The organism is Paenibacillus wynnii, from assembly GCF_030812855.1.
In the GTDB taxonomy this organism is placed as follows: domain Bacteria; phylum Bacillota; class Bacilli; order Paenibacillales; family Paenibacillaceae; genus Paenibacillus_AQ; species Paenibacillus_AQ wynnii_A.
Genome location: NZ_JAUSTK010000008.1, coordinates 74,233 through 95,304, shown reverse-complemented (window position 1 = coordinate 95,304; position 21,072 = coordinate 74,233). Strand labels below are relative to the sequence as shown.

26 protein-coding genes, 1 pseudogene and 1 riboswitch are annotated in these 21,072 nt (G+C 41.3%); of the genes and pseudogenes, 5 read left to right on the top strand and 22 right to left on the bottom strand.

All coding sequences use genetic code 11. The features are described 5' to 3' along the window. Positions 1–772 precede the first annotated feature (772 nt). The 4 genes from J2T20_RS10570 to J2T20_RS10555 form a co-directional block, all read right to left on the bottom strand. Positions 773–1,255 carry a DinB family protein gene (locus tag J2T20_RS10570; RefSeq protein WP_307588107.1) on the bottom strand — a complete coding sequence of 161 codons (483 nt, stop codon included), beginning with the start codon at positions 1,253–1,255 and terminating at the stop codon, positions 773–775. Positions 1,256–1,303: 48 nt separating this feature from the next. Then, complete coding sequence (locus J2T20_RS10565) at positions 1,304–1,636, bottom strand: antibiotic biosynthesis monooxygenase family protein (RefSeq protein ID WP_307588106.1); 333 nt, start codon at positions 1,634–1,636, stop codon at positions 1,304–1,306. A gap of 55 nt (positions 1,637–1,691) precedes the next feature. Further along, positions 1,692–2,375, bottom strand: a complete 684-nt coding sequence (locus tag J2T20_RS10560) for a hypothetical protein (RefSeq protein WP_307588105.1) — start codon at positions 2,373–2,375, stop codon at positions 1,692–1,694. 84 nt (positions 2,376–2,459) lie between these two features. Continuing rightward, positions 2,460–2,762, bottom strand: coding sequence for a Dabb family protein (locus J2T20_RS10555; protein WP_307588103.1), 303 nt, complete (start codon positions 2,760–2,762; stop codon positions 2,460–2,462). A gap of 281 nt (positions 2,763–3,043) precedes the next feature. On the opposite strand from J2T20_RS10555, the gene J2T20_RS10550 reads away from it, so the two are divergent. Then, a complete protein-coding gene (locus J2T20_RS10550; protein WP_307588102.1) occupies positions 3,044–3,535 on the top strand; it encodes a DUF6803 family protein in 492 nt (163 codons plus the stop codon). Between the two features lie 73 nt (positions 3,536–3,608). Here the strand turns inward: J2T20_RS10550 and J2T20_RS10545 are convergent, their stop codons facing one another. From J2T20_RS10545 to J2T20_RS10535, 3 genes are all read right to left on the bottom strand, one after another. Further along, positions 3,609–4,148, bottom strand: coding sequence for a YdhK family protein (locus J2T20_RS10545; protein ID WP_307588100.1), 540 nt, complete (start codon positions 4,146–4,148; stop codon positions 3,609–3,611). Positions 4,149–4,762: 614 nt separating this feature from the next. Continuing rightward, complete coding sequence (locus tag J2T20_RS10540) at positions 4,763–5,167, bottom strand: DUF1801 domain-containing protein (protein WP_307588098.1); 405 nt, start codon at positions 5,165–5,167, stop codon at positions 4,763–4,765. A gap of 112 nt (positions 5,168–5,279) precedes the next feature. Further along, positions 5,280–5,747 (bottom strand): C40 family peptidase, encoded by a 468-nt coding sequence (locus tag J2T20_RS10535; protein ID WP_307588260.1) that lies wholly within the window; start codon positions 5,745–5,747, stop codon positions 5,280–5,282. Between the two features lie 4 nt (positions 5,748–5,751). After that, positions 5,752–5,883: riboswitch (cyclic di-AMP (ydaO/yuaA leader) on the bottom strand. Positions 5,884–6,126: 243 nt separating this feature from the next. Here J2T20_RS10535 and J2T20_RS10530 point away from each other — a divergent pair. Then, on the top strand, positions 6,127–6,612 hold the full coding sequence (locus J2T20_RS10530; protein WP_307588096.1) for a DUF6803 family protein: 486 nt from the start codon (positions 6,127–6,129) through the stop codon (positions 6,610–6,612). A 52-nt stretch (positions 6,613–6,664) separates the two neighbouring features. Here J2T20_RS10530 and J2T20_RS10525 read toward each other — a convergent pair whose 3' ends face one another. The 7 genes from J2T20_RS10525 to J2T20_RS10495 form a co-directional block, all read right to left on the bottom strand. Next, positions 6,665–6,907 carry a DUF2933 domain-containing protein gene (locus J2T20_RS10525; protein ID WP_307588094.1) on the bottom strand — a complete coding sequence of 81 codons (243 nt, stop codon included), beginning with the start codon at positions 6,905–6,907 and terminating at the stop codon, positions 6,665–6,667. A gap of 28 nt (positions 6,908–6,935) precedes the next feature. Continuing rightward, positions 6,936–7,271: a hypothetical protein gene (locus J2T20_RS10520; RefSeq protein ID WP_307588092.1), complete on the bottom strand. Its 336-nt coding sequence runs from the start codon at positions 7,269–7,271 to the stop codon at positions 6,936–6,938. A 37-nt stretch (positions 7,272–7,308) separates the two neighbouring features. Beyond that, positions 7,309–7,773, bottom strand: a complete 465-nt coding sequence (locus J2T20_RS10515) for a cytochrome b/b6 domain-containing protein (protein WP_307588091.1) — start codon at positions 7,771–7,773, stop codon at positions 7,309–7,311. Between the two features lie 13 nt (positions 7,774–7,786). Further along, positions 7,787–8,221, bottom strand: coding sequence for a hypothetical protein (locus tag J2T20_RS10510; RefSeq protein ID WP_307588090.1), 435 nt, complete (start codon positions 8,219–8,221; stop codon positions 7,787–7,789). A gap of 171 nt (positions 8,222–8,392) precedes the next feature. Continuing rightward, positions 8,393–8,599 (bottom strand): hypothetical protein, encoded by a 207-nt coding sequence (locus J2T20_RS10505; protein ID WP_307588088.1) that lies wholly within the window; start codon positions 8,597–8,599, stop codon positions 8,393–8,395. Next, positions 8,596–10,005, bottom strand: a complete 1,410-nt coding sequence (locus J2T20_RS10500) for a sensor histidine kinase (RefSeq protein WP_307588087.1) — start codon at positions 10,003–10,005, stop codon at positions 8,596–8,598. Before J2T20_RS10500 ends, J2T20_RS10505 begins: the two co-directional genes overlap by 4 nt. Next, positions 10,002–10,709 carry a response regulator transcription factor gene (locus J2T20_RS10495; protein WP_307588258.1) on the bottom strand — a complete coding sequence of 236 codons (708 nt, stop codon included), beginning with the start codon at positions 10,707–10,709 and terminating at the stop codon, positions 10,002–10,004. The genes J2T20_RS10500 and J2T20_RS10495 overlap by 4 nt, the downstream gene beginning before the upstream one ends. A gap of 175 nt (positions 10,710–10,884) precedes the next feature. On the opposite strand from J2T20_RS10495, the gene J2T20_RS10490 reads away from it, so the two are divergent. Both J2T20_RS10490 and J2T20_RS10485 read left to right on the top strand, forming a co-directional pair. Continuing rightward, entirely contained in the window at positions 10,885–11,475 is a 591-nt protein-coding gene (locus J2T20_RS10490; RefSeq protein ID WP_307588085.1) for a hypothetical protein, read from the top strand. 60 nt (positions 11,476–11,535) lie between these two features. Further along, positions 11,536–12,030 carry a hypothetical protein gene (locus J2T20_RS10485; RefSeq protein ID WP_307588083.1) on the top strand — a complete coding sequence of 165 codons (495 nt, stop codon included), beginning with the start codon at positions 11,536–11,538 and terminating at the stop codon, positions 12,028–12,030. A 52-nt stretch (positions 12,031–12,082) separates the two neighbouring features. Here J2T20_RS10485 and J2T20_RS10480 read toward each other — a convergent pair whose 3' ends face one another. Further along, positions 12,083–12,277: a DUF2933 domain-containing protein gene (locus J2T20_RS10480; RefSeq protein WP_307588081.1), complete on the bottom strand. Its 195-nt coding sequence runs from the start codon at positions 12,275–12,277 to the stop codon at positions 12,083–12,085. 114 nt (positions 12,278–12,391) lie between these two features. Beyond that, positions 12,392–12,523, bottom strand: a complete 132-nt coding sequence (locus J2T20_RS10475) for a hypothetical protein (protein ID WP_307588079.1) — start codon at positions 12,521–12,523, stop codon at positions 12,392–12,394. A 141-nt stretch (positions 12,524–12,664) separates the two neighbouring features. Here J2T20_RS10475 and sleB point away from each other — a divergent pair, with 141 nt between their 5' ends. Next, entirely contained in the window at positions 12,665–13,309 is a 645-nt protein-coding gene (gene sleB / locus J2T20_RS10470; protein WP_307588078.1) for a spore cortex-lytic enzyme, read from the top strand. Between the two features lie 64 nt (positions 13,310–13,373). Here sleB and J2T20_RS25760 read toward each other — a convergent pair. From J2T20_RS25760 to J2T20_RS10445, 6 genes and pseudogenes are all read right to left on the bottom strand, one after another. Then, a pseudogene (locus J2T20_RS25760) lies at positions 13,374–13,508 on the bottom strand (family 1 glycosylhydrolase); the annotation flags it as partial. A gap of 54 nt (positions 13,509–13,562) precedes the next feature. Next, on the bottom strand, positions 13,563–15,020 hold the full coding sequence (locus J2T20_RS10465; RefSeq protein ID WP_307588076.1) for a glycoside hydrolase family 68 protein: 1,458 nt from the start codon (positions 15,018–15,020) through the stop codon (positions 13,563–13,565). 310 nt (positions 15,021–15,330) lie between these two features. Continuing rightward, on the bottom strand, positions 15,331–16,182 hold the full coding sequence (locus tag J2T20_RS10460) for a transcription antiterminator (RefSeq protein WP_307588074.1): 852 nt from the start codon (positions 16,180–16,182) through the stop codon (positions 15,331–15,333). Between the two features lie 17 nt (positions 16,183–16,199). After that, positions 16,200–17,828 carry a PTS transporter subunit EIIC gene (locus J2T20_RS10455; protein ID WP_307588072.1) on the bottom strand — a complete coding sequence of 543 codons (1,629 nt, stop codon included), beginning with the start codon at positions 17,826–17,828 and terminating at the stop codon, positions 16,200–16,202. A 212-nt stretch (positions 17,829–18,040) separates the two neighbouring features. Beyond that, positions 18,041–18,556, bottom strand: coding sequence for a DUF3189 family protein (locus J2T20_RS10450; RefSeq protein WP_307588070.1), 516 nt, complete (start codon positions 18,554–18,556; stop codon positions 18,041–18,043). 91 nt (positions 18,557–18,647) lie between these two features. After that, entirely contained in the window at positions 18,648–21,008 is a 2,361-nt protein-coding gene (locus J2T20_RS10445; RefSeq protein WP_307588068.1) for a beta-galactosidase, read from the bottom strand. Positions 21,009–21,072 lie beyond the last annotated feature (64 nt).

Genomic DNA, 21,072 nt, shown 5'->3' with positions numbered 1-21,072 from the left:
GCCCATCATTAACTTCCAACAGGTTCGTATTGATGCTTCTCATAAACGTAGTAACGTTAATTCGGATACAAGGCGCTTGCTACCGCTCTCCTATGGTTTTCATATTACCTTTCGTTCTTTCTCGCTCTTTGAATTTTTTTTCTTCAGCTTATTTAGAAGGAATTTTTCCTACTAATTTAAGGATTCAAACCCTTTGGTGTTATTTAGAGGGAATCTTCCCCTCTAATATCAGGTTTTAGTATAATATAGATAATTTTGTTGAATTTATAGGGATTTTTTCCCTCTATATGTTGATTTAACGGTTTTATTTATGATTTACAGGGAAGCTTTCCCTCTAAACTTTATTTATGACAGGTACAGAGTCCTCGTAGCAAACTGGTTCTAAAACAAACTTGTAATTATCAGTTACTAGAGAACAATCAAACTGTGAGTGGTTCTCACCGCTTGGTCCTATATGAACTCCTAAACATCTTCGTAAGGCCTCTCACGGTTGGAAACTCAAAGTCTAAACATACTCCATAGTTACTACTACATTCCCAATTCCCAAGGAGTAAATCTTTAGTACAATTTATATATATAGATTGTATTAAAGACTTACTCGTTGGGAGTGTGGTAGTTACTACAGTGAATGTTTGGACTTCCAGCCGCGGATGAAATCCGGAGACAGCTTATGCTTTCGAAGCGAGCTTTCCTACGGAAAGCTTTCGGGCGGTCGCTGACACTCTTCCAGTTCCAAAATTACCTTTCGTTACTACCACCCCGAGGTTGTTATTTAGTTCAGTCTATATAACATATCTTTGTACATCTTAATAACACTCGTATGCATGCCCTCATGATACAGATCAAAACTTAAAAACTGTTCTGGTGTTTCCATAGTCATTCCCCCAGATGTGGTATAAGACGGCACAATTGGAGTTTGCATTCGGTCGTTGAGTGCTTCGCGCATTCGCTCTTGCTGGTCCTCCAGCAGGGTCTTTAGCTCTTGGAGATTAGGCAGGGAAACAGAATCGGACACATTCAGCATCGTAGTACCATTCTCGAACAACTCCCTGTAACCTTCCGGCATATGAAGAGGTAGCCCTATGTACTGAAAAGCGAACCGTTCACAGACAACATAAACATGCCCCAGTTGCCAACGAATAGAGTTTCGATACCCTTCAGGAATCCGATCTGCCGTTTCTTCCGTAACTCCCTCTATCGCTTGAAAGAGTCGAGACCTCACGAATGCTAACTGTCTGAACAAATAGTGTTCCATCTTTCCGCTCCTTTATTATTCAAGTTTTTTTGTTAAGGACGTCTCCAATCATTCGAGGCTTTTTTCATATCCATAATCCCGTTCAACTTTACACACTCTAGTTTTATAAGCAAGGTACCAATCCGTAATGCCTTTTCTTTGGGCAACTAAATGTCGTTCATTCTGTTTCCATTGTTGTATAGCTTCAAGAGATTCCCAATAAGATACGGTAATGCCAACACCTTCTCTAGCACTTTCTATGCCTAGGAATCCAGGTTGAACAGACGCAAGCTTCACCATTTCATCTGACATTTCCGCATATTGGTAATCACCATCTGTACGTTCAGATGTAAAAATCACTGCATAATATGGTGGTTGTGGTGTTCTAGCAATCTCACTCATGGCTTTTACCTCCGTTATTAGATCATATGGGGTTATAGGGTACCTAGATTGTTCTTTATTGAATATTAAAACTATTGATGATTTTTTCATATTCTTTAATATCAGTCTCTTTGAACCTTGTTTTATCAACAAAAAAGAATAGGGTTACAAAATCAGAGTCTTTATGAATTACTGCAAGTTTACCAATACTATCAGTAGTTGTATAATCTACAATTTTAGCCTCTGCATTAGAAATTTTAGTATTCACTTCATTTGATACTTTGATATCTTTATATTCATTCTTTAATAAGTTTTTATAATATTCATCTATTGTTGTCTCACTTTGGATATCCAAATTAATGTCAATACCCATATAGTAGTTACTTAACATTTGCCTTGAATTAGTTTGTATAGAAGAATTCCAATTTCCGTTTACTATAACTTGATAGAAGTTTTTAGTTTTGGAATCAGAGATATTTACATATTTAGGCCCTCCAATTGTTACTTTATTATTCTTACTATCATATTTCAGAGTGGAGTCTAACCCAAAATACTCAGACATACTTTTAACCGATATATAAAGTGAACCCTCATATTTTAAAGCTTTAATAGAATTAGCTTCTTGACCATTCAATTCAACTTTTACTCCAGGATAAAACAATGCCTTTACTTCCTTGTACTGTGTTGCTGCAAAAACTCCGACTGCATTACCTATTAAAAAAATACATAAAATAAATGAAATACTAATCTTTTTTTTCATGAGTACTCCTCCAATATTAATAAGGTTCGCAAGGTCTAATTGGTGCAAAATAAGCCAGGAGTCGTTTGGACAATAAACAAAGAACTAAACCTTCGGGTAATCGACTACGATAACATTGTCCAACATACCGTCCAGCGATTTCACAAATTCCTGATGGATGGGATGCGGCCCATAGGAACGAAGCGACTCCAAGTTTTCGAACGTAACCCGTAATCCGAGCGTGTAACCTTGAATGTTCGCCGTTTCTTCAGTTAGGTTAATACCTGCACTTATATCCAATATCCCTGGGATACGGTCCCGAAATGAAAGCAATTGATCCAGTAGTTCCTGTTGTTTGGCGGGTGAGATATTAGTATTAAACTTGAATACGACAAGATGTTCGTACATGACGTTAACACTCCTTCTATAATTCGTTTAGTTTTTGTTTTGCCATATTCAACTGCATCTTTATTGAATTTTTCAAAATCAAGATGTTCGATTGTCAGTGAGCTGACGATGTCATGAATTGTCCATTTACTGTCATCAATCTTCTTCCATGATTATACATCCGACAGCCAAAGGGTGATAGCCTTGCGGCGTAGGTTATCTTGGCTGTTCCACATACTTTCCACATATCTATTTTTTATAATAAGTTCTGTAGTTAATAAATTTATGGGGGAAATCAAACTATGAATGTTACGCATTACATGTCTCTGCTTATGGATAACCAACCATGGAATTTGATCATTTTTATGGCAATTCCCGTAATATTAGCTGAAACGATTACCGTGACTGAATTTTTTATCCTTTTCAACAAGAACCTTCAGGGTGGTCTAAAGACGTTCAACAAAATGTGCAGTATCATAGCCGGGCTGTATTTTACAGGAGTATTCCTGTACCTATTCCCAACTGCTTTTGTTCCCTTAACAGTAAATGGCGAATGGCATACTTGGGTAGACGTAGTTGCCGTCGGATTTTACTTAAGCGGTGTATTCTTCCTATTGCCGCTTGCACTGCTTGAACTTGGTTTAATCGGACGTAAACGTAATTCAGAAGAAAAACTAAAACTTCACTTCATACTAGTTAGTGGATTCCTCGTTGTTGCACACATCGCCATGATCTTCGGAATGGTTAATCCGGAAATTGTGAATGGGATGGCCGGAATGCCTGGAATGAAATAATTAAAAAGGTAAACAAAAAGACTTCGAATTAATACTCGAAGTCTTTTTTACGTCTTATTTATGCTTCAAGATTTTATTTTGTTGAGAGTTCACTTTCTGTTACCCACATATGATTTTTCACTGTCTCTCCTCCGGTTGTCGGATTGTAATCAACTATATATACGGTAGTCTGTTCGGCTGTATCAATGGTTGCTACCGCTTCCTTCATCCCAGGCATGTGGTCAGCCTCTAATGTAACTTCTGCCCCAGGTTTCAGAGCCTCGCTGCCTGCATTTTCAATCTCTTCATGAATAACCCATTTATGATTCTTCAACGGTTCACCACCCGTTGTCGGAGTATACGAAACAGCATAGACTATCGTATCATAAGCACCCACAATCGTGGCTTCCGCACCGTTCATACCCGGCATATGCTCTGATTGGATAATCACTTCACTTCCAACAGAGAAGGTCGGGTTTTTCGACTCTATTAACCCTTTAGGAACCTCACCTGAACTAGAATGCTTCATATCTGTATGGTTCATGGTAGATGATTGTTGGCTTGGGTTATTTCCACATCCGGCTAGAGCAAAAATGGCAGCAACAATAACAATAATGAACACTCGCTTTTTCATCTGGATACAATACCTCTCTTTTCCTTGAATTTATTTATTCATATACAAAATAATTACCCACTTAGAGTGATAAAGATGGGGTAATTCATTCAGTATACCTTTTACTTACGACGAAGACGAACCCATTCACCTTGGAATTAGCCTATTCCAGCTCATCAGCTGATAGCGTCAAGAAGTTTGTATATGAGAGTAGAAGTAGCTCCTCGGGTATCCGCGACAAATAAGGCAAATCGTCTACCTACATAGGTTTCAATATATATAGTTGCACAACGTACACTTATATTTCTCCCTTAGCACACTTTAAGGGGTTTAATTGCACTTTATACACTTATTTTTGGGTATTCCGGGGTTTATCCAGCATATTCGTGTTTTTAGTTGCACAAAGTACATCTATCCATATATCCGAGCGCCAAAATCTAGAAATAAATGTATAAAATACATCTATTCACTGACTACCTCCGAAAATGGAAGAATAAAGAAGTTTGTGTAAGCAGGTAAAGTAACTGTCGGGTATGCACTAAAAAATCATCTCACAATTGTTGTTCGTAAGTACGGTGAAACTTTGGACTTAGGGCAACGGTTGAAACCGGAGACAGCTCGTCCTGAATACCTCTCTATTTTGAACTCGTCACTTCAATCCACTTAGTAACTACTGCGGCAAGCTTCTCCCTATTAGCCTCCACGTCACTCCGATCCGTAAACTTGATAATTGCTCTGTCGGCTGCAACCCATTCTAATAAACCCGTATTGTCTTCAAAGAGAGCCCCATTCCCTGCATATTCACTTTTCTTAGCGCCGCAATGAAAAATAAGACGAAAAAATCCTTTTCCTTGTAAATTAAAGGTCACTCGATCTTCATTATTGAAACAGAAACTCGGCGCATTCCATTTAATATGTTCCGTAATGAATTCATTGACGCCTAAAATAATGTTTCGAACTTCCTCAATTTCTTTCTTTAAGGGATGTTCTAGATTGTTCAAAAATTCAACGACTTGCTCATGGCCGGACTTCTTCATCATTGTTCACCCTCCCTTTATGCAAATAGGTTATTTATAAGTTATAACATACATAATTTGCTTTCTGAAAAAAAAGGACAAGTCCCATATACAGGCTTGTCCTTTTTACTTTAAATTAGTCTACCATTTTAAGATAATTCTTTTCATCTACTACACGTCGAGCTGTAACATAACTATCTTTGTAATAAGTTTCCGACAACTTGCTTATTCTTACTCCCTTACTGCTTGAGGAGTGAGCGAATTGATTGTCTCCTAAGTAGATTCCCGCATGAGAGATACCCGAACCAAAGGTATTAAAAAACACCAAATCTCCTGATCGCAAGTTCTCTTTTGCCACTGGTGTTCCTACTTTTGCTTGTGATTGGGATGTACGGGGAAGATTATCTACATCAAACTTTTTCAATACATACAAGATAAATCCAGAACAATCAAACCCTGCGGAAGTGGTACCACCCCATAAATACGGTGTTCCCAGTACCTGATTCACTTCACTTTCAAGTCCAGCCTCACTTGCAAATGTACTGGGTGCAGCGGTAGTGAATAAGATTGCAGCTCCTAGTAAAGATAAGATGAATTTCTTCAGAACCTTGTTCTCCCTTCAATGCCTACGGAGTTAGCTGAGGGTTCGGTTAAAGGTTCCCTATACTCTCTTGCATACAAGAATAATTCACCCGGAATGGTTCCCCCGTTTTCAAAACGAAATTCGGCAGTTGGTTAATATTTTGTAACTAATTATACTTTAATCTATCATGAAAGAACCTGTCAATCCTTTCAAAGATTTTGTTTTACTATTTTAAAACCACATAATTTCTACATTTTTTTATAGTATAGTATCATGAATAAAAGAAACAAAAATGTAATAAATGGTCTTTCGCTGACAATGTTTTTTTCTACATACTTTCTACATATTTCTCTCATATAATAAGTCTTGCAGTTAATTTATATATGGAGGAATTTAATCAATGAACATGACACACTACATGTCCTTGCTTATGGACAACCAGCCATGGAATCTAATCATATTTATGGCGATACCGGTAATTCTGGCTGAAACGATTACAGTAACTGAATTTTTCATCCTTTTTAACAAAAGTGTTCAAGGCAGCTTAAAATCTTTTAACAGAATCTGCAGCATCATTGCTGGTCTTTACTTTACAGGAGTGTTCTTATATCTGTTCCCTACCGCCTTTGTTCCTTTAACAGTAAATGGAGAGTGGCATTCTTGGGTAGACGTAGTGGCCGTTGGATTTTACTTAAGCGGTGTATTCTTCCTGTTACCTCTTGCTCTTCTTGATCTTGGACTTATCGGCCGTAAACGATCTGAAGAAGGAAAACTTAAACTACACTTTATTCTCGTTAGCGGTTTTCTAGTTGTAGCACACATCGCAATGATCTTCGGAATGGTTAATCCGGAAATTGTAAGCGGAATGGCTGGTATGACCCATTAATATAGCAAGACTAAAAAAGACTTCGAAATGATTTCGAAGACTTTTTTTTGTCTCAATTATCCACATTATTTAATTTTTCTTTCGCATAAGCAGAGGCATGATTACTAGATGAGAGAGTGGCCATTTGTTTTCGCATTAACTCATTCTGTTCTTTTAACTCTGACAGCTCATTCTGAACCTGTATAATATCAACCTGTTTCTTCTGAGACCCATGGCTATGACCTCCACGCATACCAAACATCATGAATATCATCATTAACGGACAAATTAGCGTCACTAACCAAGACCAATCCATAAGTTACCTCCTATATAAATCTTTCTATTTACATCATATCCATCATACCCATACCCCCGGAACTACCCATACCACCCATACTACCCGAGCTTCCCATACTTCCCATACTGGAACCTTGCTGACCTACATTTCCTTGCATTTGCATCATTTGCTGTTGTAATTGGCTCATTTGCTGCATCATATTATTCAGTTGGTCCATGGTCACTCCATTTACTGTACCATTTACCATATTTGTATGTTGGTTATTAGACCCGGTTATCGTGTTTGCATTTGCGGGGTTTGTTACATTCACCAGTACTACTAAGATGATTAATCCGACAAACGAGATTATGGCCAATTTAAACCAACCATTACTATTTTTCATTATTGATCTCCTCCACATTTCTTCTTCTTTATGATTATTATTTTGCACGCTGCGTCTTTTGCTTGGGCCACTTCAAAGCGTGTGTCTTCATGTAGATGTGCCAGATCACACTCGCTACCGCAAGATATGTCAACTTTTCATGGACCCATAGTGAAAAAGCAGTTGCGGCCTTATCGCTATCCATGAATAACCAGATAAATGCACCCGTAATAATAAAAATTAAGGTGGTAATGAAGGTGAAAAGTCCATAACCGGTTGGGCCAAATACGAGCCACGGCTTTATGGTCTTATCTCGTCTAAGGATGCGAATGATCTCGTAGGCGATAACAATAAGGGTTAGCAATACATAGACGACGGCTGCCACACGGTGGACTACATCCGCTGTTACGATATCATATTGCATAACCCAACCATACTTAGCTCCTGCCATAGCAATCCCGCTTATCGCCAAAATGGAGAACACAAGCGCCCATAGCCAGTGTAGGATAAAATCAAACTTCATTACCACATCAACCTCAATCCATATTAATTTTTGTCATTTGTCTCACATAGTTGAATAAAAAAGCGATCAAAGCACCTATAAATAGCAGGGTTAATAATTTAACAAAAAATGTTAAAATTCCCGAAACGCTCAAGCTTGATACAAATCCGATTTGATTGGGGTTAAATCCCCCATTCATCAACATTCCCAGGAAATATAAAACGACGATAACCCCCACCAGGGTAGAAGCCAGAACGAAAATTGTTTTTAACATTGGATCATTATTAATGAACTGCTTCCCCTTGTTAAAGGATTCTTTAAAGTACGTGTTCTTAAGCCATATGGCCAGCCCGACAACAAGGCTGAGAATCAGAGCAACAAACAGCAGCTGAGTCAATGTTGAGAAAAGTGTCCCTAGTATGTTACCCGAGATCTTGACCCCTGATGACATACTTGAATCCATATCCATTTTTTTATTCCTCCCTCAAATTGACTATCCTGCCATTGATTCGCGCTACTCTTGCTGTAGTTAAAGCATAGCAATGTACTTTGGGGAAAGTATGAAGAAACCCTGTTTTCGCAAAAAAAATAGCGTATTTTACTCGAATACGAGCAAAATACGCTTGAGCAAACAGACCATTTAGTTTTTTTTCATCCAGCTTAGGCCGATCAATTTCAATAACAGAAATAGACCTAAGGCAAGTAGAACTGCACAAAATACAAATGTTTTTACATAACCTCCAAATTGAAGAAGAGAATCGTTCCGGAAAGAAACCGCCGATAGGGCCATACACATTACACCCATTCCCATGAAGAGAATAGCCATTAGCCATTCTATTTTTTTCATGTGCTTTCCCCCCCATTGTCCTTTAGCGGAACAAAATGTATCTCAAACCGGGTGCCTTCTCCTAGCTTACTGGTAACTTTTAATTCTCCACCTTGTATCTCAATCAGCTTTTTCACAATGGACAGGCCTAATCCGGTCCCTCCGAATTGACGGGAACGAGATTTTTCTACTCTATAAAAACGTTCGAAAATATAAGGTAGCTCTTCCTCAGGAATGCCTATCCCTGTATCCTCTACGATTAAGGTTACCCATTTAGAGGTATACATCAAATGTACATTGATGCCCCCTTGCTCTGTATAACGAATGGCATTTTCAAGCAGATTTAGTACGATTTGCTCCATTCGTTTCCCATCTGCATGAACCAACGATGCTTTTCCAGATTGACTATTAGTTAGTCTTAGGCTTTTATCCTTTGCCTTCAATTCTACCTTCCTGACGGCCTGTCCAACCAACTCAGAAAGATCGATTTGTTCGAATACCAGTGAAATTTTCCCTTCTTCCATCTTTGCCATATCAAATAAATCATCAACTAAATGCTGAAGCCTTACGGCCTCTTGATAAATAATATCCAAATAACGATCCTTCTCTTCCTCGGTTTCATACAGCTTATCTTTAACCACCTTGGAGTATCCCTCCAAATAGGTGATGGGCGTTCGTAATTCATGAGAAATGTTGGAAAATAGCTCTTGGCGAGTATCTCGATAACGCTGAAGATCGATCGCTAAATCATTTATGGCATCCGCCAAACTTCCCATTTCATCTTTACTTTTGATTTCCAACCGGGTTTCTAGTTCACCTATTGCAATTTTACGAGTCGCCTTTTGCATTTGTAGAAGCGGCCGTGATAACACTTGGGCAATAATCCACGTAATTCCTAAAGCTAACAAAAATGCACCCATACCGGAGAGGATCAGTAAGTTTCGTACCCCTGATAAAGATTGTTCCATCTGTTCCGTAGAGGACATCACATAAAGAGCCGAGGTAATGTCTCCACCAGCAGTTATCGGTTGCCCTGAAACAAAATATCGATTTCCCGATGGATCTTCGTATAGTAAGCTTACCTTTTCCCCAGAGAAAATCTTCTTAAGGTCTGAAGTCCGGATAAAGGTGCTATCTGTTGAATCATGCACACCTGAATGAAGAATTACATTTCCATTCTCCAATATATTAAAAATACTGACATTTGAAAACTCCGCAAAGGTCATCATGGTTTGCTCCGATGTAGTATCGGCGGCATTGGCCATTACGGTAAAGTGAGAGGTAATCTCCTCCGTTTCTCTCCGCATTTCGCCAGAATAAAAATTCGTGAACATTCTATCTATAGCAAAGCCCAAAAATACTATTACGATCAGGAATACCGTGATAATCACAAGACCCAATTTAAGACCGATCCGGTTATTTCTCATTCTAATTCTTGGGATACATGAAATTTATAACCGACGCCCCAAACTGTTTGAATCGGATTATAACTCATTCCCGCCTTTTGCAGCTTTTCGCGAATATTTTTAATATGAGTATCCACAACTCGAATCTCACCCTCGTAATCGTGTCCCCACAGCCTTTCCACCAGTTCCTCCCTAGTAAAGGCACGCTGGCTGCTCTGGGCTAAAACAACAAGAAGATCAAACTCCTTTTGGGTGAAATCGACTGCAAGATCTTGAATACGAACCTCTCTAGCATCCGGTAAAATGCTTAACTGCGGAAATTCCATCACCCATTGCTGTGGCTGTGAGACTTGAGTAATCGTTGATCTACGAATTAAAGAATAGATTCTGGCCAATAGCTCTTCAGGTTCAAAAGGCTTTGTTAAATAATCATCCGCACCCATTCCAAGCCCATGAATCTTGTCTTTCGTTTCAGTCCGTGCCGTAAGCATCAGAATGGGTACCGTTAAGGTCTCCCTAACTACCTTGCACACTTGCCATCCGTCCATATCAGGCATCATTACATCCAGCAAGATAATATCAAATTCATGTTTCTTTATCATGGACAATGCCTCTAGACCCGTTGAAGCTTCTTGAATACGAAATCCTTCTTTCATTAGATAAATACGAAGTAAGTTTCTCATATTCCATTCATCATCTACTATTAATACCTGAAGTTTCGACATCATGCCCACCTTCTTTATGCTCTGATTTTGATTAGTATACTATCTTCATTGTACGGACTGAATGTGTAGAAAATATGTTGAATCATTGAAGTAAACGTGTATTTAATAACCGAGTCGCATGATTTCCTCTCTATGGCCATACGATAACATTATAAACAAGCAGGGGGTTGTACAAATGCCAAGCTGGATTGTTGCTGCTATTTTTTATTCTTTTATGACATGTTGGTCATTCGGGTTCATTTACCGCTTCCGTTCTAAGCTTACAAGCACGATTGCTATGATATCACCGATGGTTATCGGTATGATTATCGGCTTTGGAGGGGGAACAATAGTGGGTACACAACATAATCCAAATTTGTTACTCTCGTTGTTCATCAGTGTGCTGATCGGCATTCTTGCCGGTGGTATCATGGGGGCGTTAATAAGTATGGGAGCTTTTCTGAACGGGGCGCTATCTGGCATGATGGCAGGGATGATGGGCGTAATGCTAATAAGCATGTTGCCCTCTGCACAATGGAACCAAGGTATCTTCGCATTTATGGTGATCGGTGGTATTCTTCATTTTGTTCACACGTTAATGCTTCAGGGACAGATTCAGGAGGAATCCCTTGACCACTCTCCCTGGATGTTTCGCACCCCTGCTCTTATGCTGCTTGTAACTGTTGCACTACTTTCCATTTACGCAGCAGGTGGACATGTCCAAATGCCTGAAAAGACTCAACAACCATCCCTTAGTGGGACTAATGGACACAGTATGCCCCATTAACAACCCCTTCTCATAATCTATGAATAGGTTGGCCGAGCCTAAATATATTTATACTCCGAAATGCAGTTTTATCTGGCTACACTTGGCAAAGCGCTGGGATATAAAGTTTGGGTAGCGCAAAATGATCATAAACGGGAGTGGAAGCAGCAGTCACTGGGTCCGTTGTCTATCCCATCCCTGCCTGAATTAAAGGTGCCTAAATCGGTGGCGGATACCATATCCTTCATAGACGTGATCTGGTTGGATGATCTTAACAACATAATTTCTGCCTTTGAAGTTGAAAAAAGCACCTCTATATATTCTGGCATTTTAAGACTGCACGATTTGTCGCTGTCTCTTGCCAATCAGGACGCCCAGCTCTACTTGATTTGTCCGGACAGCCGGGTAAAAGAAGTTCAAGCTCAGCTGGTGCGCCCTTCCCTACAGCAGGAGAAGGTTCATAACATTTCTTATATTTTATTCTCTGATTTGCGATGTCATTGCGATGCAATGTGTAAATTCGGAAACTCTATGAGCGTTCTTGATCGAATCTCGAAAACTAGCGTAGTTGGCTAATAAAAATGGATAGCCCTAAAGCCGAGTGGCTTTGGGGCTATTCTTTGATCATTTATTGGGACAAATTCAGAATTTCTTGTTTCATTCTTTCATTTTGCACTTTTAACTCATTATAGTCTTGATGAAGGGTCCAATCCATTTCTGCTTGATTTGAATGGGAGCTACGGCTATGCATTCCTTTCATCCCAAACATCATATATACCATCATCAGCGGACAAATCAACAATAACAGCAAAGACCAATCCATTTGTGGTACCTCCTTTTTAATTTGCTTTCTTTTGATATTTTCATTGTAGAAGGATGATGTGTGATTATCATGTAGAAAGATTGCGTATTTCAAGGACTTTTAAATACTCCTAAATTACAGCGTCAAGTTCGTCTTCACCTTGAACCCATCACTTCGAATTTTAAACCATTTTACGCCATAAATAGAACTGGACAGCAACAACACAATCGCAATAATTATAAAATCTCCACGTTTCATTCTTAGCAAAATCGTTACCTTCTTTTCAAAATAGTATTTGATCTTGATTTATTTCATATTAATCAAAAAGTATAGAGAATATTAACTTCCAATATGTGATTGTTGTACACACAAAAAAGCCCCTATATAATCCTTTCTTAGGAGGGGACTATGAATAAAATTAAAATTTTTGCTATATTGCTATTGTTTCTGTTACTAAATGCAACCATTAGAAGTCCTATTATCAGTGCTGCACCTGTTCTGAAATCCGGGAGCCAAACAGGAGATGTGTGGGATCTCCAATATCGGTTATCCACGCTAGGTTTTTATACTCAGCCTCTAGATGGAAGCTATGGTGTACATACGAAAACAGCCGTTTTTAAATTTCAAAAAGAATACGGAATATCGCCCGACGGCATCACAGGAGCTCGTACTTGGCAATTGCTTAAGAAACATTCCTTGAATATATACGAAATGGATATCCTGGCTAAAATCATCTACAGTGAAGCACGAGGCGAGTCCTATAAGGGGCAGGTTGCTGTTGGTGCTGTGGTAATGAACCGGATTCAATCTAACCTGTTTCCAAATCATATAAAAGGTGTTGTGTTTCAACCTGGTGCATTTACGGCTGTAGATGATGGCCAGTATTGGCTTATTCCCAACAGGACTGCTTATTTAGCTGCTCTGGATGCTGTTCGCGGATGGGACCCGACACAACATTCACTCTATTACTTTAATCCGGATACAGCGACCAGTAAGTGGATTTGGTCCCGTCCCCAAAATCTTAAAATTGGGAAACATATTTTTACGAGTTAAGTCCATGGATTAAAATAATCTAGTAAAAACCGAAGGGAATTTCCCTTCGGTTTATTTTGAGTTCTTATTCGAACAAGCTCTGCCCGTTGGTTTCAATCACTTTTTTATACCAGTGAAACGACTTCTTCCGGGTTCTCGCAAGCGTCCCCGAACCGTCGGCAACAGCTTCCGCGACCTGAACCAGGTGATCCTGCAAATAAAAAGAGAATGCCAATTTACATCAGCATTCTCTTTTTTTGTTTTAGAAGTTTTTTTAATTAATCGTTAATTGCCCTTGTTCAAGGATGCTATCTTTTACCACAGAAGTTTTGGAACCTTGAATGTTCAATAAGAAACTTGGTGCAAAGGTAGAATGATGATCAGAGAAATAAGATCTGTTTGTCATGTAGCTTGTAACTACCACATTATTGCCTTCAACTTGCGGAGTTGCAAAGTGAGCGTAATTCCAGGTAATATCGTAAGGATTCAGATCCTGATGCAATACAAGTCCTGTACCGTTTAATGGCTTGTAGGGTCCGGCTAATGAATCAGATACATAACCCAACATGTAAATATCTTCTTTATCCACTCCATCGATGAACATTTTAGAGCCTCTAGAACTTGTGAATAAATACCACTTACCATTCAATTCAAATACATTAGCCCGTTCAATTTCATCAGTTACTGTATTGGATGCAATCAGCGGTTTCATCACTGTTTTCAAAGTATAGTCATCATTTAACTCAACGATACCCAATGCACCGTTCGCGATGGACATAAACTTCTTATCGGGACTTTGCAGCATTTTCTTTTTCTCAGCTTCGAAGAAGACATTGCTTCCGCCATAGAAAGCTTTATTAAAGAAAGATTCCTCTCCCTGGTAACCCGTTTCTGAACCGGTATTCGCTTCAAACACAAGGTATTTACGGCCATTTTCTTCAACATAGTGAGGATCTCTTAATGTATGATTATCGGAATAATCTCCCCCGCTAAAAGCTTGCTGAACCGTTTGATAGAACTTACCGTCTCCATCAAAGATCGATTTGAAATCTTCTACGCCATCTACTTTCAGTGTATTAGGATCTTGCTCCGATACATTAATTTGAGCCGTTGTTAAGGTTTGCTTACCAAAAAATCCGGATTCCTCAATCCAAGGATGTCGATTGGTATAGAACAAGCGAACTTCTCCATCAGAGGTTAAAGTTGCTGAACCCGACCATTCTTCCGCCTGATTGTTTAGGATAGAATCGTTTGGAACTAATTTATCAGTATCTTTAAATACTCGGCCCGCATTTTTCCAGCTGTCAATGGAAGTCTCGCCTACTTTTTGATAGAACAAGTAAATAAAAGTGTCCGATCCTCTATTAGGGTCTCCCGCCAAACCAAAAACGATGTGGTAGCCGTGATAATTTGCCACTGTCCCATCCGCATTCTGCAGCGGCCAGGTATCCCAAACATCCATTTCGATCTTGTTGCCCCACTCATCATATTTTATGGCAGAAGGAATGTTCTTTATTGTCGAAGCATCGAATTGGGGCACTTTAAATTGTTCGCTGCTTTGCTGCTCAGGTAATTTCAGCATGTCAGCACGTGTAATGTGGGAAAAGTCATAACTATCTTTATAATCCATACTGTCTTTTTCTGCTGCAAAAGCTTGAGCTCCACCTCCTACCAGCAATGTTGACATAAATGTAACGGCTGTTGCTTGTTTGACTAGCTTTTTGATATTCATACTCTAGCTCCTTTTCCACTTCATATTTTGTCTCCTCTTAAACAGAAAAAAAGACCTAAAAATTCCTATGGAAATAATCGTGCTATCCCCAATGGATTTTTAGGTCTTGCCTGCTTAACAGTAACAATCCCAACATATTTTGTTGTCACGGCTATTCTATAATTTTTCAATAGAGGATTACTATAGACCAAAACTCCCTTTTTATTTAAGCCTATAGGAGGATTTATATTGTAGTGAATCCATCTATATTCCTGAAATATTGTTATTTTTTAACATATAGAGGGTCTAATTACCTATGATATCTATTGATTTACAATAAAGGCAAATTCTTTAACCGAGTACTTATCCGGTTGATCTCCATGGCGATAAACACCAGTTGGCTGTCGGTGAACGTATATCCGTAGTCTTCTTCCACCTGATCCCCGATCTGTCCGGCTTGCGAGTAGACCAGCGAGTAGCGCTCCTTGGCGATCATCACAATTTCCGGGTTTAACTCGTTGCGAAGCTTCCCTGTTTCATCGGATTGCAGAATATTTTCGAGCTGGGTCACCAGACGCTCATAGTTGGCAGAACCCCGGTCCAATAAAACCCCGGCTGTTTGACCCACTCCATCGGCAATATCCCGAATCATTGCAGTCATATCTACACCCATTCCGTAAGCTCCTGCATTATTCCACGCAGTGTGGATATGCATGGCGATGTATCCCACCTCATCCTCGGGAATTTCGATGTGCAGTTTTTCGAGAATAATCCTTTTCGCATGAAGTCCGATCTGGAACTCTTTAGGATATAAAATACGAATTTCATTCAGCAGCGTATTCTGAATCACCATTCCTTTGTTGATCCGTTCCAAAGCGAATGAAAGGTGATCCGTCAGCGCGATATGAATATGTTCATTAAACGTTACTTCCAATTTACGTTCGGCAAACGAAATAATTTGCTCGGACACCGCAATTTCCTCTTCAGGCAGTGTCCGCAGCATTTCCTGAAGATGGCCGTACTGATCAGGATCACCCATAATGAACACTTTTTCAATACGGGACTGATCAATAATATCATTTTTCTTTTTCTGAAAGGCAATACCGGAACCCATGACAATCTTCTCTTCTCCAAGGTCATTTACCACAACCGCGTTATTGTTAAGAATTTTTTTGATTTTCATGATATTCTCCTATGCATTTACAAAAAGTATTTTCTATCAGCACTCCTGATGGTCGGTTTGTCCACTCCAAGGACCCAAGTAACAACAAAGGCCGATCCTGCCGCTAGCAGAAACCCGATTAAATAATGGATTAGATTCATCTGTCCGGGCAGGACGATAAAGGCAATCATCGGAATGCCGGTCAAACCGAACGAATTGGCTACAACCTGATGAAAAGCAACATAAGCCCCACCTACGGCGCCGCCCGCCGCAGCTCCCAAAAAGGGATAGCCTAGCTTCAGGTTGACGCCAAAAGCAATCGGTTCGGTGATGCCAAGAAAGGCGGTGATCGAGGCGGGTAGCGCTATTTTTCTCAAGGCGTCGTCCCGGGTTCGGGCATACACGGCAAGTCCGGCCCCACCCTGCGCAATATTCGCCATCGACCAGATGGGAAGCAGAAAATTGACGCCGATGTCCGGATTGGATATCAGCCCAATTTCAACGGCCTGAATTCCGTGGTGCAGCCCGGTCACCACGATGAAGCTATAGACTCCCCCAAGCAGCAGCCCAAACACCGTACTCCCGTATTTGAACACCTGTTCTAGCACACTGCTAAGAGAGCCGCCCAGCTCCGTGGCGAGTGGTCCTATAACCATAACGGCAAGGCTGCCACCTACGGCAAAACTTAGAAAGGGAATTATTATAATAGCAGCTGACGCCGGAATGATCCGGCGTAATCCCTTTTCGATAAAAGTCATCAGCAATACCGCAAGAATAATCGGAATTACGGTTCCTTGGTATCCGAACTGCGGCGCGTTCATTAAATCTACGGTTCTTAAAACACCTCCGCCGGAACCACTTATTCCTACAAGATCGGGTCGGGTCATTACAATCCCTATCGCAGCGCCGAGCGCCGGGGTACCCCCAAATCTTTTGGCCGCATGATAACCGAACATCACGGCCATAATCTGAAAAGCCGAGCCGGTCAACAATGATAAAGTCCGAAACCAGATGCTACCGCGTGGCGCCCAACCGAAGGCTTCCATCATCCCAAGCAGGCCGAGCAGCAGGCCAACCGCGACAAAGAGCGGAATAATCGGCACGACAATATCGGAAAAGAAGATTACCGCATCCATAACGCGGCGGAGCACCCCCGGTTTTGCCGGGCTTTCCAACTTCGATGATGAAGAAGCAGGACGTATCTGTAGAGTCCTTTTTTTCCACAATTTTGACAAGGAAGGGAACAGGGTATGGTCGGGTCCGTGGTCGAGTCCGTGGTCGGGTCCGTCGATACTGCCCGTATTTCCAGGCTCGTACAGCCCGTTAGGGTTCTCCTCATCCGGCTTCCGGGACGGTTTACAGTCCCGAAGGATGCGGACAATCTGACGGTGTACCTTAAAGACGATTGCCGGTCCCAGTACAATTTGCAGTTGCCCGGCTAGAACGAATACGCTTTGAACCCCCTCTATGCCGGAAAGTGCGGTTTGATCTGCCTGTGAACTATTTCGCAACCTAAGGCGGATCCGTGTAGTGCAGTGAGCAGCTTCCAATACATTGTCTGGTCCCCCTGACAACTCAATTAGACGCATGGCCAATTCTCTTGCCGTACTGCTGATCTTCTTCGCGCTCTGCCCTTCCTGATCCGGGCGGATATCCCCTTGCGGCATTTCAGCCCCTCCTACCCAATGTACATAACAGCTATGAATTAATTCCAACGCTCTTTACCAAGCCGGACATCCCTTTCAACATAAAAAAAAGACCTTAAAAGGTCAGATAAAAGTAACATTTCCGTAATATATAGTAGTAATCTCATTGTGACAATGATCGATTATAAAATCAATAGTTAGTAATTACCACCTTCTGAGAATCAAAACAGGTCTTACGACTTAGTTTGAAATGCTTTATTATCAAGCATGACCAACTTTTCAGTCGAGTTTTTTGCTGTGTTTTTTGTTGTATGTACTACTTGTACGATGTTTTTATAAGTTTGTTTTGTCCCGAATACTAATAATGGAACACCAATGGAGTCTATTTTGAGCCAGCGGGAAAGCATCCCGCCGATGGTCATGGCAAAAGGTACTGTCGGGGAAGTATTGGATAAAATTATTTTTTCGTGTAGAACATTCTCCTCTTGAAGCATTTCGATCAAGTTGTATAATCCCGGAACAAGTATTTTTGATCTGCCTCTACCCACTGTATAGACTTTATTTCCTTCTTCATCCAAGCCGTGAAAATACAACTTTCCCCTATCGTTATAGGTTAACTTGTTGTAATTGTGAGTATTTAATATTTCATCCTTTGTTGGCTCGCGATTTTCATCTAACTTTTTAAGATGATATGCAGCAGCCATTGCCGTAGTATGAGTACCCCCGAAATCGTTATATATAAATATCATCTTATGTACCTTCCATTTCATAAGTTTAGATTTATAGTTATTCCCGATTCATAAGTTCATATTCAGCAAGTATGGAAGGTAGTCTTAATTATTATACTCCTGTCAGGTCGCCAATCAACGTGATACGACGTATCGGTTCTACGCTAATCTGATGGAATTTGGCCAGTGTTTCCCCTGAAAAATGTCGTTCCACTGCCATGGCTGCATCCGCATCAATAGTTACGCTTCCTTTGCGAAGCGGTGTGGTCTCCAGGACAATCTCACCATTCTGAAGCTGATCTTTAAATCGGCTCAAGCCTATCTCCCATGGGGCTCCGTTATGGAAATGATCGTGAAAGAGACTTCCTCCGGAGAAAGCATACCCGACATTCCCTGTATAATCGATGTTCAGAAGGACGTCATCCACATCCAGAAGTACATCGGTGTTAATACTTACAACCACTTTATGATCATGCAAACGGTTAATCTCAACGGGAATCTGCATTTGTGGGATTTGCACACAATAGCTGCGAAATAGTCCTTGTTGTTTCATAAGCACCTTGTGCATCGCAGAATTTGGCAGCCACCCGGGCAGTGATTCTTCATATTGGTACTCACGAAGGGTAAACTCTTCCTTTCCATTCATGAAGAATTCGAGACCTTTATCTGTCACTGCCATAGGGGTGTCAGAAAAAAGAATACGCCGTTTACCGGCAACTTCAGCCTCCCACAATGTAGTGACTTCCTCTGCCTTCATGACATAAATTCGGACCTCACGCTTTTGCTCACGCATAATACGAATCATAGCGGAATCGCTGTGTGGCACTGTAACTATGGTTGTACCACCCTGTTCCAACTCAACCTCAGCACCCTCGGTTGTAATATGGTCTGTTTCTTCTAATTCGAATGCTAGCTCCCCGTCCACACCTTCCGGTAAAGCAAAGAAATACGTCACCGCATCCGTCGACTCAACGGTCGTTACGGGCTGCGCCGTTGCATAACACAAATTCAGCCCGTCCATGTCAAAGTGGAACGGAAACATCATGGCAGCATTCCGTTGCACAGTGAGCGGGTTCTTCCTCGGGAACGTGAATGTCCCTCTATCAGTGGTTACCTTAAAGCATACATTCTCATGTGATTTCATCTCGACATGGTCCTGATAATTATTAATAAATACATATCCCGAAGTGCCGTCCGTACGAACAGCGTAGCGTAGCGGTTCAATGTCCTGCGGACGGATTGACTCTGCTCCCTCGGGGAGCACGGTAGCCATCGGGGCCAGCCGATCACCGAACCGTTGCAGGAAATAATGAAGAGGCCGAAGCAGATTATTGGAGAGTCGAATTTGTCCAAATTCTCCGATTGGAGCCTGAAAGTCGTAGGTGATCCTCGGTGTCGTACTTTCATTCAAGTAACCGGTCTTTCCGACTGGATTGGTGCCTCCGTGAAACATATAATAACCAAGGAAGTTGCATCCGCCGGCGATCCTGACCAGGCTCATCGCCAGAACGCTCACCGGTTCCACTTGAAACCTGGATAAATACCATGTTTGCATTCCGCCACCCATTTCGCAGCAGGCAAAGGGGTATTTTGTTTTGGGATACGTTGGCTGGAACTCACCCGTTTCCGCTTCATCGTCGTGATAGCTGACAAAGACATATTCGTTCGTAGGTCTCTGTGTGGGATTTACTGCACTGATGCTCCAAGGCGTATAGGCGTATCCACCATATAGAGGTAAAACCTCGTCTTCGAGCACAGGTGCCTGTCCCCATCCCGTACTCGTATAGATTGGAGCAACCAAGCCGACATCCACTGCAAACTGTTTGAGCAGTCGCATGTGTTCCTCGCCTCCGCTACCACCGCTTAGGTACTCATCTCCCTGCTTGGCAGTCAATTCCCACAGTGCAGCGGCGGCATTAAACTCATTCTCAAGCTGAATTCCGATTACAGGTCCGCCGTCTTGGAACATCAGATCGTCCGCTTGTTTGGCGATTTCCGAATACAGCCTACGAACGTAGTTCAAATACCCCTCATCGTTTGAGCGGACATCGAACGGTCTGCCGAACAGCCAATCCGGTAATCCGCCGTTTCGTACTTCTCCGTGACAGAATGGACCAATCCGAAGAATGACATGGTGTCCGTGCTGCCCACATAGTTCCGTGAATTTCCGCAGATCACGCGATCCCTGCCAGTCGAACAGACCCTCCGTCTCTTCATGATGGTTCCAGAAGATGTAGGTAGCGATGACATTAATTCCCGACATTTTCATCTTAGCAAGTTCCGCTTCCCAATCCGATACCGGATAACGCGAGTAATGAAATTCGCCGCAGATGGCGATAAACGGCTTTCCTCCAAGCTCCATGTAATAATTTGTAAAAGAAATTCGCACTCCCTCCGGATTAATGCCGCCCAGTCGAAGGGTTGACGGATAGATCGATTTAGGGGAAATACGAGCATTAATAGCATATTCCATGGTAGAAACTCCTCTCATTCATAAAGCCCGCTACCATAGCGAATTTCTTTGCCGTGGAGCGGGC